10 protein-coding genes are annotated in these 15315 nt (G+C 70.8%); 4 read left to right on the plus strand and 6 right to left on the minus strand.

Annotation, left to right across the window (positions count from 1 at the left end):
* Nucleotides 1–34: 34 nt before the first annotated feature.
* The 3 genes from cbbX to M0L44_RS14115 all read right to left on the minus strand — a co-directional run bounded on the left by cbbX (nucleotide 35) and on the right by M0L44_RS14115 (nucleotide 3338).
* The gene (gene cbbX, locus M0L44_RS14105) at nucleotides 35–1009 is read right to left on the minus strand and encodes a CbbX protein (protein ID WP_252770381.1); all 975 of its coding nucleotides are present in this window, start codon (nucleotides 1007–1009) and stop codon (nucleotides 35–37) included.
* Between the two features lie 78 nt (nucleotides 1010–1087).
* Nucleotides 1088–1522, minus strand: coding sequence for a ribulose bisphosphate carboxylase small subunit (locus M0L44_RS14110; protein ID WP_151125767.1), 435 nt, complete (start codon nucleotides 1520–1522; stop codon nucleotides 1088–1090).
* 346 nt (nucleotides 1523–1868) lie between these two features.
* On the minus strand, nucleotides 1869–3338 hold the full coding sequence (locus M0L44_RS14115) for a form I ribulose bisphosphate carboxylase large subunit (protein ID WP_252770383.1): 1470 nt from the start codon (nucleotides 3336–3338) through the stop codon (nucleotides 1869–1871).
* A gap of 110 nt (nucleotides 3339–3448) precedes the next feature.
* On the opposite strand from M0L44_RS14115, the gene M0L44_RS14120 reads away from it, so the two are divergent.
* Entirely contained in the window at nucleotides 3449–4411 is a 963-nt protein-coding gene (locus M0L44_RS14120; RefSeq protein ID WP_252770385.1) for a LysR family transcriptional regulator, read from the plus strand.
* On the opposite strand, the gene fumC is transcribed toward M0L44_RS14120, so the two are convergent.
* Complete coding sequence (fumC, locus tag M0L44_RS14125; protein WP_252770386.1) at nucleotides 4408–5799, minus strand: class II fumarate hydratase; 1392 nt, start codon at nucleotides 5797–5799, stop codon at nucleotides 4408–4410. The genes M0L44_RS14120 and fumC overlap by 4 nt on opposite strands.
* A 175-nt stretch (nucleotides 5800–5974) precedes the next feature.
* Here fumC and M0L44_RS14130 point away from each other — a divergent pair, with 175 nt between their 5' ends.
* Genes M0L44_RS14130 through M0L44_RS14140 form a run of 3 tightly spaced genes read left to right on the plus strand, consistent with a single transcriptional unit; the run spans nucleotide 5975 to nucleotide 13657 of the window.
* Nucleotides 5975–7093 (plus strand): HD-GYP domain-containing protein, encoded by a 1119-nt coding sequence (locus M0L44_RS14130; protein ID WP_252770387.1) that lies wholly within the window; start codon nucleotides 5975–5977, stop codon nucleotides 7091–7093.
* Between the two features lie 8 nt (nucleotides 7094–7101).
* Complete coding sequence (locus M0L44_RS14135; RefSeq protein WP_252770389.1) at nucleotides 7102–13242, plus strand: PAS domain S-box protein; 6141 nt, start codon at nucleotides 7102–7104, stop codon at nucleotides 13240–13242.
* Nucleotides 13235–13657: a response regulator gene (locus M0L44_RS14140; RefSeq protein ID WP_252770391.1), complete on the plus strand. Its 423-nt coding sequence runs from the start codon at nucleotides 13235–13237 to the stop codon at nucleotides 13655–13657. Before M0L44_RS14135 ends, M0L44_RS14140 begins: the two co-directional genes overlap by 8 nt.
* A gap of 18 nt (nucleotides 13658–13675) precedes the next feature.
* On the opposite strand, the gene M0L44_RS14145 is transcribed toward M0L44_RS14140, so the two are convergent.
* Nucleotides 13676–15064 (minus strand): cache domain-containing protein, encoded by a 1389-nt coding sequence (locus tag M0L44_RS14145; RefSeq protein WP_252770394.1) that lies wholly within the window; start codon nucleotides 15062–15064, stop codon nucleotides 13676–13678.
* Nucleotides 15065–15099: 35 nt separating this feature from the next.
* Nucleotides 15100–15294: a YbdD/YjiX family protein gene (locus M0L44_RS14150; RefSeq protein ID WP_026096154.1), complete on the minus strand. Its 195-nt coding sequence runs from the start codon at nucleotides 15292–15294 to the stop codon at nucleotides 15100–15102.
* Between the last annotated feature and the right edge of the window lie 21 nt (nucleotides 15295–15315).

The raw sequence follows: 15315 nt of genomic DNA on the forward strand, positions 1-15315 counted from the left end.
TCTCCTCGTGTGTTCTGGGGGTGGCCGCGCCGGCTCAGGCCGCGGGCGTGTCAGCCGTGGTGGCCGAGGCAAAGACCCGACTGGCGGCGATGTCGTCGGGCACCAGCGTGGACAGGGTCTCGGCATCGAGCACCCGGTCGGGCTCGGCGAAGAGCCGGCTGGCCTGGCGCAGGCGGGCCCGGTCCAGCGCATTGCGCACGCTGCGGGCATTGGCGAAGTGCGGCTGGGCCAGGCGCAGCGCCAGGTAGCGGGCGAAGGTCTCGCGCGTCCCCTCGCCGAAGCGGTAGTGCTGGCCGGCGAGCATGCGGTCGGCAATGCCCAGCAGTTCGTCGGCGCTGTAGTCGGGGAAGTCGAGGTGGTGGGCGATGCGCGAGCTCATGCCCGGGTTGGACTGGAAGAAGGTGTCCATGCGGTCCTTGTAGCCCGCCAGGATCACCACCAGGTCGTCGCGCTGGTTCTCCATCACCTGCAGCAGGATCTCGATGGCCTCCTGGCCGTAGTCGCGCTCGTTCTCGGGCCGGTAGAGGTAGTAGGCCTCGTCGATGAACAGCACGCCGCCCATGGCCTTCTTCAGCACCTCCTTGGTCTTGGGCGCGGTGTGGCCGATGTACTGGCCCACCAGGTCGTCGCGCGTGACGGCCACCAGGTGGCCCTTGCGGATGTAGCCCAGGCGGTGAAGGATCTCGGCCATGCGCAGGGCCACCGTGGTCTTGCCGGTGCCGGGGTTGCCGGTGAAACACATGTGCAGGCTGGGAGCCTGCGCGGCCAGCTGGAACTGGGCGCGCAGCTTGTCGATCACCAGCAGCGCGGCGATGTCGCGCAGCCGGGCCTTGACCGGGCGCAGGCCGATCAGGTCGCGGTCGAGCTCGTCGAGCACCTCCATCACCCGGCTCTGGGCCAGCACCTCGTGGACGGTGCGGGCCGCGGGGGCAGCCTCGGGCGCGGCGGCGGGCGTGGGGGCGGCCGTGGCCGTCGCCACGCCGGGAATGGCGTAGAGCGGGGCGTTCATCGGGGAACCTCCGGCAAGGGGGTCAGGCTCATGGGACGAGCCTGACCCGGGACAGGGGACGCGCAGGGATCGCGCGGCTCAGTAACGCTCGGCCTCGGGGTGGTCGGCGGCGTAGCCGCGCAGGGTGTAGCGCTGGCTGCGGCCGTGGATCTCCTGGCGCTGCAGCTGGAAGCCCGGCTCGGCCGGCGGGCGGTTGACGATGAAGCACATGGCGATGGATTCGATGCCGCGGGTCGAATCGAAGGCCATCATGCGGATGTAGTGGCGCGGGAAAGCCTGGCGGCAGCCCTGCAGTTCGAGCATCACGCCGGCGGCGTCCTGCAGGTCGAACATGGGCATGCCGTACATCTCCCAGTAGGTGTTGCGCGGGTGCGGGTCGTCGGTGTATTCGACGCTCCAGGCATAGCCCTTGGCCAGGCCGTACTCGATCTGTGCGCGGATCTCGGCGTCGCTCAGGTCGGGCAGGAAGCTGAACTGGCCCTGGGTCAGGCGGCCGGTGGGGTTGGTCATCATGGTGGGTGCTCCTTGGGGGCTCTCGCCCATTTCGGTCAAAAGCGGTCGCGGCGTGTGGGGTCAGGCCGGCGGGGCGACTTCTTCCGCTCATGTCCCCCGGCCCTGGCCTTCAGCCAGGGCCTCCTCCTTGACTTCGCTTCAGAAGTCACCCCACCGACCTGACCGGCAACGTGGATGGCCTGCGATGGTTTGACTGCCAAGCACCGTGCCGATCGGGCAACCCGGGGTGCTTGCCGGAGCGAAGTCAAGGAGGAGGACGGCGCGCAGCGTCGTCCGGGGGACATGAGCGCAGGGAAGTGCCCCGGGGGGCCCGATCCCGCGCAGACCGTGGCCTGCTGGGGGTGATTCAGGCCGCCACGGCAGGCGTCAGCGCGAAATCGCTGGTGTCGGTGCTGGCGTAGTTGAAGCTGATCTCGCCCCAGGTATCGAGGGCCTGTTTCAGCGGGGTGCAGAACTGGGCTGCCGCGCGCAGGATCTCCGGGCCCTCGACCGCGATGTCACGGCCCTCGTTGCGGGCCTTGACCATGCACTCCAGCGCCACCCGGTTGGCCACGGCGCCGGCCTGGATGCCGGCCGGGTGGCCGATGGTGCCGCCGCCGAACTGCAGGATCACGTCGTCGCCGAACAGGCTCAGCAGCTGGTGCATCTGGCCGGCGTGGATGCCGCCGGAGGCCACCGGCATCACCTTCTTCATGTCGGCCCAGTCCTGGTCGAAGAACAGGCCGCGCGGCAGGTCCTGCTTCGTGAAGCTGTCGCGGCAGACGTTGTAGTAGCCCTGCACCGTCATCGGGTCACCCTCGAGCTTGCCCACCGCGGTGCCGGTGTGCAGGTGGTCCACGCCGGCCAGGCGCAGCCACTTGGCCATCACGCGGAAGCTCACGCCGTGGTTCTTCTGCCGGGTGTAGGTGCCGTGGCCGGCCCGGTGCATGTGCACGATCATGTCGTGCTTGCGGGCCCAGTTGGCGATGGACTGGATGGCGCTCCAGCCGATGATCAGGTCCACCATGATGACCACCGAGCCCAGCTCCTTGGCGAACTCGGCGCGCTCGTAGATGTCCTCCATCGTCGCGCCGGTCACGTTCAGGTAGCTGCCCTTGACCTCCCCGGTGGCGGCGCTGGCCTTGTTGACCGCCTCCATCACGTACAGGAAGCGGTCACGCCAGTGCATGAAGGGCTGCGAGTTGATGTTCTCGTCGTCCTTCATGAAGTCCAGGCCGCCCTTGAGGCCCTCGTAGATCACCCGGCCGTAGTTGCGCCCGGACAGGCCCAGCTTGGGCTTGGTGGTGGCGCCCAGCAACGGGCGGCCGAACTTGTCCAGGCGCTCGCGCTCGACCACCAGGCCGGTGGGCGGGCCCTTGAAGGTCTTGACCAGGGCCACCGGCATGCGGATGTCCTCCAGCCGGGCGGCCTTCAGCGGCTTGAAGCTGAAGACGTTGCCGATCAGGCTGGCGGTGATGTTGGCGATGGAGCCTTCCTCGAACAGGATGATGTCGTAGGCCACCCAGGCGAAGTACTGCCCCGGGGTGCCGGGCACCGGCTCGATCTTGTAGGCCTTGGCACGGTAGCTGTCGCAGGCGGTCAGGCGGTCGGTCCAGACCACCGTCCAGGTGGCGGTGCTGCTCTCGCCGGCCACCGCGGCGGCGGCCTCCACCGGGTCCACCCCTTCCTGCGGGGTGATGCGGAACAGGCACAGGGTGTCGGTGTCCTTGGGCTGGTAATCCGGGTCCCAGTAGCCCATCTGGCGGTACTTGAGCACGCCAGCGCTGTAGCGCTTCTTGGCATCCTGGATCACGCCGGTCTCGACGGCTTGGTTCATGGGGTGTCTCCTCGGGGTGGACGGGTTCGTCGGTCGTTGGAGCCCAATGTAGGAAGCGCGATGGATAAGGTAAATTCAGACTTCGTTGGCTTTCGATTCAGTTTCCCTGAATGAAAAACGTCACCTTCCGGCAGATCCGGGTTTTCACCGAGGTGGCCCGGCAGCTCAGCTTCGTGCGGGCGGCCGAGGCCCTGCACCTGACGCCGCCGGCCGTGACCATGCAGGTCAAGGAGCTGGAGGCCCAGCTGGAACTGCCGCTGTTCGACCGCCAGGGCCGCAAGGTGGCGCTGACCACGGCGGGCGAGTACTTCCTGGTGCATGCGCGGCGCCTGCTGGCGGTGATGAAGGACGCCGAGGACGCCATGCAGCGCCTGCGCCACCTGGAGACCGGCGTGCTCAACGTGGGTCTGGTGAGCACGGCCAAGTACTTCGTGCCGCGCCTGCTGGCGCGCTTTCGCGACGAGCACCCGGGGGTGGAGGTGCGGCTGCAGGTGGCCGGCAGGCGCGACCAGCTGGTGACCCTGCTCAACAACGGCGAGGTGGACCTGGCCATCATGGGCCGGCCCCCGCGCGAGCTGGCCACCCGCGCCGAGCCCTTTGCCGCCCACCCGCATGTCTTCGTCGCCCCGCCGGGCCACCCGCTGCTGGCCCTGGGCCATGTGCCGGTGGCCATGCTGGAAAACCAGCCGCTGATCGTGCGCGAGGGGGCCTCGGGCACCCGGGCCCTGATGGACCGCTTCTTCCAGGACCACCGGGTGACGCCGCGCATCGCGATGGAAATGCCCAGCAATGAGACCATCAAGCAGGCGGTGATGGCCGGCATGGGCCTGAGCTTCCTGAGCCTGCACACGCTGGGGTTGGAGCTGCGCGCGCAGGAGATCGAGTTGCTGCACGTGGAGCACGCGCCGGTGATCCGCACCTGGAACGTGGTGCACCTGCAGTCGCGCCTGCTTTCACCGGCGGCCGAGGCCTTCCGCTACTTCATCCTGGAGGAGGGCGAAGCCTGGCTGGCCGCGCACGACCGGCCCTGGATCGGCCCGGGTCTGGAAGACCGCGGCCCCGCGAAGGCCTAGGCGGGACCCACCATGCGCGCGGGGTCCACCCAGGCGTCGAACTGCTCGGCCGTGACGTGGCCGCTGGCGATGGCCGCCTCGCGCAGCGTCGTGCCCTCGCGGTGGGCCTTCTTGGCGATGGCGGCGGCGCGGTCGTAGCCGATGTGGGGGTTGAGCGCGGTCACCAGCATCAGCGAGCGTTCCAGCAGCTCGTGCATGCGGGCCCGGTCCGGTTCGATGCCGCTGGCGCAGTGGGTGTCGAAGCTGCGCATGCCGTCGGCCAGCAGGCGCGCGCTCTGCAGGAAGTTGTGGATCAGCACCGGCTTGTAGACATTGAGCTCGAAGTTGCCCGAGGCGCCGGCCAGGTTGACCGCGACATCGTTGCCGAAGACCTGGCAGCAGGCCATGGTCAGGGCCTCGCACTGGGTCGGGTTGACCTTGCCCGGCATGATGGAGCTGCCCGGCTCGTTCTCCGGGATGCGCAGCTCGCCCAGGCCGGCGCGCGGGCCCGAAGCCAGCCAGCGCACGTCGTTGGCGATCTTGAACAAGGACGCCGCCAGGGTCTTGAGCGCACCATGGGCGTGGACGATGGCGTCGTGCGCGGCCATGGCCTCGAAGCGGTTGGGCGCATTCACCAGGCCCAGGCCGGTGGCCTGGTTCAGCAGCGCCACCACCCGGGTGGCGAATTCGGGGTGGGCATTCAGCCCGGTGCCCACCGCGGTGCCGCCCAGGGCCAGCTCGCGCAGGTGAGGCAGGGCCGCGCGCAGGTGGGCCTCGGCATGGTCGAGCTGGGCCACCCAGCCCGACATCTCCTGGCCCAGGGTCAGCGGCGTGGCGTCCTGCAGGTGGGTGCGGCCGATCTTGACGATGTCGGCGAACAGGCGGGATTTGGCCCGCAAGGTGTCGCGCAAGCGGCCCAGCGCCGGCAGCAGCTCGGCCTGCAGGGCCTGGGTGGCCGCCAGGTTCATCGCGGTCGGAAAGACATCGTTGGAGGACTGGCCGAGGTTCACCTCGTCGTTGGGGTGCACCCGCCGCCCGGCGCCCACCGGGCCGCCCAGCAGCTGCGAGGCCCGGTTGGCCAGCACCTCGTTGACGTTCATGTTCGTCTGCGTGCCCGAGCCGGTCTGCCAGACCACCAGCGGGAACTCGGCCTCCCAGCGCCCGGCCAGCACCTCGTCGGCCGCCGCCACGATGGCCTGCGCCTTGGCCGCGTCCAGCAGGCCCAGGCCGGCGTTGGCCTCGGCCGCTGCGCGCTTGACCCGCGTCAAGGCATGCACCAGGGCCGCTGGCATACGCTCTTGGGAGATCTCGAAGTGCTCCAGTGACCGCTGCGTCTGAGCGCCCCAGAGGCGCTCGACGGGGACGGCGATTTCGCCGAAGGTGTCACGTTCCAGGCGCACTTCGCTCATGCCGTTCTCCCGAAAAGAAGGGATGATTTCGCCCTCACCTGGCTTGCCCCCGGGGCGAAGATAGACGGCAACTGAGGGCTCTCTCCAAGCCCTCACGGGCTGGCAGCAGCTTACGATGGCCGCGCGAACCTGCCAAGGCCCGCGACCCGCTGCTGCCGCCCCGGTCGAAAACAAGATGAAACACCCTGCGACCATCCTCGTTGTCGACGACGAGCCTCTGAACCTGGCGGTGCTTTCGCGGCTGCTCAATCCCCACTACCGTGTCCTGGCCACCCGCTCCGGGGCCTCTGCCGTGGCGCTGGCCGCGGCCGAGCAGCCCGACCTGATCCTGCTGGACGTGAAGATGCCCGGCATGGACGGCCATGCGGTGCTGGCCGCCCTGCGGCAGCAGGAAGGCACGCGCGACATCCCGGTCATCTTCGTCTCCGCCCTGGGCGACGATGGCGACGAGGAGCTGGGCCTGGCCCTGGGCGCGGTGGACTATGTCGTCAAGCCGGTGCGCCCGGCCGTGGTGCTGGCCCGGGTGCGCACCCAGCTGGAGATCAAGCAGCACCGCGACCGCCTGCGCCAGCAGAACGGCAGCCTGGAACAGGAACTGGCACGCCGGGTGGACGAGCTGCTGCTGGCCCAGGAGCTGATGCTCTCGGGCATGGCCGAGCTGGCCGAGACACGCGACAGCGAGACCGGCAACCATGTGCTGCGCACCCAGCATTACGTCGACCTGCTGGCCCGCCAGCTGCGGCAGGACCCCCAGCACGCCGATGCCCTGGACGAGGCCCAGATCCAGCGCATCGTCAAGGCGGCCCCCATGCACGACATCGGCAAGATCGGCATCCCGGACCACATCCTGCTTAAGCCGGGCCCGCTGACGGCCGAAGAGTTCGATCTGATGCGGCAGCACACCACCATCGGCAGCCGGGCCATCCGCCATGCCATCGCCCGGGCCCAGGGCACGCTGGGCCAGGCCTTCACCGAAGCCACCCAGCCAGAGTCGCTGCGCTACCTCGAGGTGGCCCGGCTGATCGCCCTGTACCACCACGAGCGCTGGGACGGCGAGGGCTACCCGGATGGCCTGGCCGGCGAGGCCATCCCGCTGCCGGCCCGGCTGATGGCCGTGGCCGACGTCTACGACGCCCTGACCCACGAGCGGGTCTACAAGCCGGCCTGGTCGATGGAGACCACCGATGCGCAGATCCTCGCCGGCGCGGGGACGCAGTTCGACCCGGCCGTGGTGCAGGCCTTCGAGGCCACGCGCCACGAGATGGCCCAGGTCATGCAACGCCTGAGCGACTGAGCCCCACCATGGCCGACACCCTGCTCTGCCTGGACACCCAGCATCCGCTGCGCCGGCCCCTGCACACGCTGGCCAGCCGTCCCGTGGTGACGCTGCCGCGGAACGCGACACTGCTCGACGCGGCCCGCTGCCTGAGCGAGCGCCGCATCTCCTTCGCCCCGGTGCTGGACGCCGATGGCAAGGCCCTGGGCGTCATCACCGAGGCCCAGCTGCTGCGGGCCAGCCAGCAGGGCCTGCCGCCGGACACACGGGTGGACACCCAGCTGCAGCCGGCCGCCTCGGCGCCGGGTCACCTGCAGGCGGAGGACGCCTACCGGCTCTGCCTGACCCGCAACGTCAGCCACCTGCTGGTGCTGGACAAGCAGGGCGACCTGGATGGGGTGGTCAGCGAGACCGACTTCCGCTGCCTGCTCAACCTGGAGGTGCTGACCGGCCGCCACCGGGTGCGCTCGGTGATGCGCCTGGTGGCGCCCACGCTGCCGCCGCAGGCCACGCTGGCCCAGGCCCGCGCCCTGATGGCCCAGCAGCCCGAAGCCGGGGTGGTGGTGCTGGACAGCCAGCGCCCGGTGGGCGTGCTGACCCTGAGGGACCTCACCCGCCAGGTGGCGCAGGGCCAGGCCACCCTGGACAACGCCCTGCTGCAGGACTGGATGAGCCAGCCGGTGCACACCATCGCCCCGGACGCCAGCCTCAACGAGGCCGCCGCCCGCATGCTGGCCCTGGGCATCCGCCACCTGGTGGTGGTGGACGCCGAAGGCCTCTTCCAGGGCGTGCTCAACGAACACGACCTCACGCGCACCATGGCCCTGGCGGTGATGGATGGCGTGATCGAGGAGGAACGCCGGCTGCAGCAGGCGGTGCTGCAGGCCATTCCGGACCTGGTCTGGCTCAAGGACACCCAGGGGGTCTTCCTCAGCTGCAACCCGCGCTTCGAGGCCTTCTACGGGGCCACCGAGCGCGACATCGTGGGCCGCACCGATTTCGATTTCGTCGACACCGAGCAGGCCGAGTCCTTCCGCGCCAACGACCGCGCCGCCATGGCCAGCGACGGACCGCGCAGCAACGAGGAGTGGGTCACCTTCCCGGACGGCCACCGCGAGCTGCTGCAGACGCGGAAAATCGCGGTGCGCAATGCCGACGGCCAGGTCCAGGGCGTGCTGGGCATCGGGCGGGACATCACCTCGCTGCGCGAAGCCGAGCAGGAGTTCCGCGACCTCTTCGACCACAACCCGGCGCCCATGTTCATCTATGCGCTGGACACCCTGGGGGTGCTGCGCAGCAACCAGGCCTTCCAGGCGTTGCTGGGCTACAGCGCACAGCAGGCCGGGCAGATGCAGCTGCCCGATTTCGTCGTCGCCGAACAGCGGCAGGCCATGCGCGAACGGGTGGCCAGCCTGGGCGACCGGACCAGCGAAGGCAGCTGGCACTGCCTGCGGGCGGACGGCAGCCTGATGCGGGTCCTGGGGCGCTCCCATGTCATCACCCACCAGGGCCGGCCCTGCCGGGTGGCCGTGCTCAGGGACCTGGGGCCCAGCGACCGGGCCCAGCAGCGCGAGCGCGACCGCCTGGTCCTGCTGGAGCGGCTGGTGGCCGGCGAGCCCCTGCTGCCCCTGCTGGAGCAGCTGACGCTGGACTACGAGCAGCTGTTCCCCGGGGCCCTGTGCTCCATCCTGCTGCTGGATCCGGATGGCCAGCACATCCGGCCGGCCGCCGCACCGCACCTGCCGAGCTTCTACTGCCAGGCCCTGGACGGCCTGGTCATCTCCCCCACGGCCGGCTCCTGCGGCGCGGCCATGGCCCTGGGCCGCCGCATCGTGGTGGAGGACATCGCCACCCACCCGAACTGGGCGCCCTACAAGACCCTGGCGGCCCAGGCCGGCCTGGCCTCCTGCTGGTCCGAACCCGTTCCCGGCCCGAACGGGCGGGTGCTGGGCTCCTTCGCGATCTACCACCGCCACCCGGCCCACCCCTCGCCGGAAGAGCTGGAACACCTGCAGTTCTCTGCCCAGCTGGCCTCCACGGCCATCATCCACGGGCGCACGGCCGAGGCGCTGCAGCAAAGCCAGCGCCGGCTCAGCGCCATCCTGGAGGCCATCCCCGACCTCATCTGGCTGGCCGATGGCGAGGGCCGCTACCAGGCCTGCAACGCGGCCTTCGAACGCTTTGTGGACCTGCACCGACAGGACATCCTGCAGCAAGGCACGCTGCCCGGCCTGGACGAAGAGACCCGCCTGGCCCTGACCGCCGGCCACGCCGAGGTCATGGCCCTGGCCAGCCCCCGGGCCACGGAGCAGTGGCTGTGCCCGGCCGGTCAGGCGGCGCGCCGTCTGTTCGAGACGATCAAGTCCCCGCTGTTCGACGCCGAAGGCCGTGTGGCCGGCGTGCTCAGCGTGGCACGCGACATCACCCTGATCAAACAGGGCGCGCGGGTGGTGGCCGAACAGGAGCGGCTGATCGACACCATGTTCGGTCAGACCACCGATGCCATCGTGCTGGTCGACCCCGACACCCTGGGCTTCGTGCACTTCAATGCCAAGGCCTGGCAGGGCCTGGGCCACAGCCGCGAGGCTTTCGCCCGGATGTGCGTGATGGACCTGCAGGCCGAGCTGGAGGAACCCGCGATCCGGGCCTTGATGGCCCGCGTGCTGGCGGGCGAGACGGTGTGCCTGGAAACCCGTCACCGTCATGTCCAGGGTGATCTTCAGCTGATCGACCTGACGCTGCGCCAGGTCGTCTATGCCGGGCGCCCGCTGGTCTGCGCCGTCTGGCGCGACATCACCGAGGCCAAGCAGCGCGAGACCCGCTTCCAGCGTCTGAACCAGGCCTATGCCGTGCTCAGCGGCGTCAACGAGGCCATCGTGCGCATCCGCGATCAGGCCTCGCTGTTCGGTGAGGTGTGCCGCGTGGCGGTGGAGACCGGCGGCTTCCGCATGGCCTGGATGGGTCAGCTGAGCGAAGACGGTTTGACGCTGACCCCCAGCGAACACGCCGGCGATGTGAACGGCTACCTGGATGACCTGCACATCGCCGTGGGCCCGGCAGACCCCCCCGGGCCCACCGCGCAGGCCTGGCGCAGCGGCGAGCCCGTGGTGGTGAGCGACCTGCGCTACGACCCGCGGGTGGGCCCCTGGCGCGAGAAGGCCCTGGCACAGGGCTATGGCGCCTCGGCCTGCTTTCCGATCCGGGTGTCCGGTCAACCCCGCGCGGTGTTCAACGTCTATGCCTCGGCGGCCAACCACTTCGATGAAGACCTGGTGGCCTTGCTCAGCCGCCTGGCCCAGGACATCGGCTTCGCGCTGGAGTTCGCCGCGGCCGAGGAGGCCCGCCGCACCGAGCAGCGCTTCCGCGGCCAGCTGATCGACTCCATCTCCAACCTCTTTTTCGCCATCGACGGCGAGGGCCGCCTGACGCTGTGGAACCGCCGGGTCGAAGAAGTCACCGGCTACGGCCCGCACGAGATCGCGGGCAGGCTGGCCACGGACTTCTTCGCGCCGGAGGATCGGGGCCTGATTGCCCAGCGCCTGCTGGAGGTGATGGCCGAGGGCGAAGCCACCGTGGAGGCCATGCTGGAATCCCGCGATGGCCGGCGCACGCCCTACCTGTTCGTGTCGCGCCGCATCCAGCAGGGCGAGCAGACCCTGGTGGTGGGCACCGGCACCGACATCAGCGACCGGGTGGCCTCCGAGCAGGAGCTGATGCGCTACCGGCAGCACCTGGAAGACCTGGTCGCGAGCCGCACGGCCGAGCTCGAGAGCGTCAACGCCCGCCTGCACCGCGAGGACCGGCGGCTGCGCACCATGCTGTCGCTCAGCGAGCGGGCCAGCACCCTGTCCGAGGACGAACTGCTGCAGAAGGGCATCGACGACGTGGCCGCGCTCAGCCGCAGTGCCGGCGCCTTCGCCCAGCTGCTGTGGGGCACCGAAGGGGAGATCCCGCGGGTGCTGTGGAGCCGCGGCACGCCGGCCGCGCTGCGCCAGGGCCTGGCCCGCTGGAGCCAGGACGCCCAGGCACGCGTGCTGGCGGCCGACCAGCCGCTGATGCTGGAGCTGACCGACCCGGCCGCGCACGAAGGCGATCTCGACCCCGGCCTGATGCGCCTGGCCCTGGTGCCCGTCAGCGACGGCGGACGCACCCGCATGCTGCTGGGCGTGGCCGACAAGGCGCAGCCCTACGACGAGGCCGATCTGCGTGAAATGACGCTGTTCGGCGGCGACCTCTGGCGCATCGTGCGGCGCCGGCGCATCGAGATCGACCTGGCCCAGGCCAAGCAGGACGCCGAGGCGGCCAACCAGGCCAAGAGCGCCTTCCTGGCCAACATGAGCCACGAGATCCGCACGCCGATGAATGCCATCATCGGCTTTGCCCACCTGCTGCACCTGGATCCGCTGACCCCCCGGCAGACCGACCAGCTCGAAAAGATCGGCGACGCCGGGCAGCATCTGCTGCAGGTCATCAACGACATCCTGGACTTCTCCAAGATCGAGGCCCGCAAGCTCTCGCTGGAGGTGGGCGAATTCATGCTCAGCACCAGCATCGAGCGGGTGAGCACGATGCTGGCCGACCGCGCCCGCGCCAAGGACGTGGCCCTGGAGGTCGACCTGGCGCCCGACTGCCCGGCCCGCGTGCTGGGCGACCGCCTGCGGCTGGAGCAGATCCTGCTGAACCTGCTGAGCAACGCGGTGAAGTTCACCCCGCACGGCCGGGTGGACCTGCGGGTGCGGGTGCTGGCGCGCGCCGGGCGGCAGCTGCGGCTGCGCTTCGAGGTGCAGGACACCGGCATCGGCATCCGCGAGGAGCAGATGCCCCACCTGTTCGAGGCCTTCGAGCAGGCCGATGTCTCCACCACCCGGCGCTTCGGCGGCACGGGCCTGGGCCTGGCGATCAGCAAGCGCCTGGCCCTGATGATGGGAGGCGACATCGGGGCCGAGAGCCGCGACGGCGTGGGCAGCCTGTTCTGGGTGGAGCTGCCCTTCCAGACGACGGGAAGGGCGACTCCGTCCCCCTTGCCACCGGCCCCCGCCACACCGGCGGCCGAGGTCAAGAGCGTGGACTGGCGCCAGGCCCGCATCCTGCTGGCCGAGGACAACCCCACCAACCAGGAGGTGGCCGGCATGCTGCTGCGCAGCCAGGGGCTGGACTACGCCCTGGCCGACAACGGCGAGGAGGCCGTGCGCCAGGTGGAGAGCGGCCGCTTCGCCCTGGTGCTGATGGATGTGCAGATGCCGGTGATGGACGGCCTGCAGGCCACCCGGCAGATCCGGCAGCGGCACACGGCCGAGGCCCTGCCCATCATCGCGATGACGGCCAATGCCTTCGAGGAAGACCGCACCGCCTGCCTGGCCGCCGGCATGAACGACTACCTCTCCAAGCCCGTGGTGCCGGAGCTGCTCTGGCAGTGCCTGGCCCGCTGGCTGGCCCACCCGCCCACCGCCGCGCCCAGCCCGCAGACCCCGCCCCCCGCCCAGGCCGATGCGCCCGCCGAGGCCGCGCTGCTGAGCCGCCTGCGGACGGTGCCCGGGCTGGACCTGGCGGATGGCCTGGGCCGGGTGCAGGGCCAGCAGGCGGTGTTCCTGCGCGCCTTGCAGCTGTTCCGGGACCACCACGCGCCCGATGTGCGCCGTCTGCGGGAAGCCGCTGCGCAGGGCAGCGCCGAGCCGATGGGGCCGCTGGCCCATGCCCTGGCCGGCGCGGCCGACACGGTGGGCCTGGCGGATCTGGCGGCGCTGGCCCGCACGCTCGGCGCTGCGCTGGAACCCGCCCGGCATGCGGCCGACGGGCTGCCCGACACCGCCCGCGACGCCGCCCTGGCCCTGGCCAGCGCCCTCGAAGCCGTGCAGAACGCGCTCGCGGCCGCCCTCAGTCCCTTGCCCGCCACCGCCCAGCCGGCCCCCCCGCCATGGAGCGAGACCGAGCGCGGCGCCCTGCGCCGCCTGCTGCGCAAGCTCAAGCCGCTGCTCAAATCGCACGACACCGCGGCCGTCGAGCTGGTGGAACGCCAGCGCACCCTGCTGACCCGCGGCCTGGGCCCGCTGGGACAGACCCTGGTGGACGAGGTGACGGCCTACAGCTTTGCCGCGGCCCATGCCACACTGGAGCAGGCGCAGGGGCGGCAGGAAGCGAATGCGCCCAAGGAGGATGTCCATGGATGACGCCACCGCGCCCGATGCGGGGCGACCGGCCCATGTGCTGGTCGCCGAGGACCACCCGGTCAACCGGGTGGTGGCCCAGGCCATGCTGGCCAGCCTGGGCGTCAGCTGCACGCTGGCCGAGGACGGCGGCGAGGCCGTTGAATGCGCGGCCGTGGTCGAGCTGGACCTGGTGCTGATGGACCTGCACATGCCCGGACTGGACGGACTGGAAGCCACCCGCCAGCTGCGTGCCAACGCCGAAGCCGCGGGCCGCCCGCGCGTGCCGGTGGTGGCCATGACCGGCGGCGACGAGGCCGTGGACGGCCCCGATTGCCGGGCCGCCGGCATGGACGGCTTTCTGGCCAAGCCTTTCACGCTCGAGGCCCTGCGGGCCTGCCTGCTGCAGCACGGCGTGCGCTGCGCCTCCGCCGGCTGAAGCGCGGGGGCCGCCCGCTCAGGCCTGGCCGGCCACCGCCCCGCCCAAACGGGCCAGGGCCTGGGCTGGCACCCGCGCCCACAGCGTGGTGCCGGCGCCGGGAGCCGCGTCCAACTCCAGCGTGCCGTCGATCGATTCCAGCCGCTCGCGCATGTTGCGCAGGCCGATGCCGCGGCGCGGGTCCTGCTGCACCGCCTGCAGATCAAAGCCCTGACCATCGTCGTGGATCGTCAGGCAGACCCCCTCGCGCTCGGCGCTCAGGGTCAGGCTCACCCGCTGCGCCTGGGCGTGCTTGCCGATGTTGGCCAGGGCCTCCTGGGCGACGCGGAACAGCACGGTGGCCACCTCGTCGGGCAAGGGCGGCTCGGGTTCGTCGAGCTGGAGGTGGAGCTGCAGCTGGCCGTGCTCGCCGAACTCGTGGCCCAGCCAGGCCAGCGCCGCGGGCAGGCCCAGGGTGTCCAGCGTGGCCGGGCGCAGCCGGTGCGACAGGCTGCGCACCTCGCCCAGGGCGTCGTTGAGCCGTTCCAGCGCCTTGGCCAGTGCAGGCGGCGGCACGGTGCCGGCGCGCTCGAGCGTGTCCACCGCCGACTCGACCATCAGCTTGGCCGAGACCAGGGTCTGGCTGGTGCCGTCGTGCAGCTCGCGCGCCAGGTGGGCCCGTTCGCTTTCCTGCGAGCGCACCACCTGCCGGGCCAGCAGACCCAGCTTGGCGTCGGCCACCCGGTGCTCGCTGAGGTTCAGCCACAGGCCGCTGGCGCTCAAGAGGCCCAGGCCGGCCATGGCGATGCCGGCAATCCACAGCAAGGTGGTGGTGATGTGGGCGCCGACCTGGCGGTCCAGCGCGCCCAGCGTGCTCTGGATGTCGTCCAGGTACAGGCCGGTGCCGATCATCCAGTTCCAGTCGGGCAGGGCGGTGACGTAACCCAGCTTGGGCACCATCTGGCCGCTCGACGGTTTGCGCCAGGGGTAGGTGACGAAACCGCCGCCGGCCTTGGCCTGGGCGATCAGCTGCTGGATGGTGGGCTGGCCCTGCGGGTCGCGCAGTTCCCACAGGTTCTGGCCCAGCAGCTCGGGCTGGCGCGAGTGCATCAGCACCCGGCCCTGCAGGTCGTAGACGAAGAAGTAGCCGTCGCTGCCGTAGTCCAGGCTGCCCAAGAGGCGCAAGGCCTCGGCCTGGGCCTGGGGGTCCTGGTGGCGGCGTTCGTAGAGCGGGCGGATGGTGCTGACCGCCAGGTCCACGTAGTGCTTGAGCTCGGCCTGGCGGGCGGCCATGTAGGCCTCTTGCACCAGGGCCTGCTCGCGGCGGGCCAGGGCCTGCTCCTGGTGGCGCACGGCCGCGGCGATCAGGGCCACCGAGAGCAGCAGCGGCACGGCGGCCAGCAGGACGAGCTTGAGGCGAAGGCGCATGCCGCGATTGTCCTCGCGGCCGGACCCGGGCATGGTCAGCAGCAGCGGCCGGTGCGGGCGCCGTAGCGGGCCTGCTGGCGCTCGCGGAAGAAGTCCTCGTAGCTCATGGGCGCCTGGTCCGGGTGGGTGGCGGCCATGTGCTTGAGGTAGGTGCCGTAGTCCGGCACGCCCACCATCAGCCGGAAGGACTGGGCCAGGTAGCGGCCGGCCTGGCCGACCTCCTGGCCCAGGCCGCGGGCCAGCGCACCGGC

Source organism: Ideonella oryzae, from assembly GCF_024055665.1.
In the GTDB taxonomy this organism is placed as follows: Bacteria; Pseudomonadota; Gammaproteobacteria; order Burkholderiales; family Burkholderiaceae_C; genus Ideonella; species Ideonella oryzae.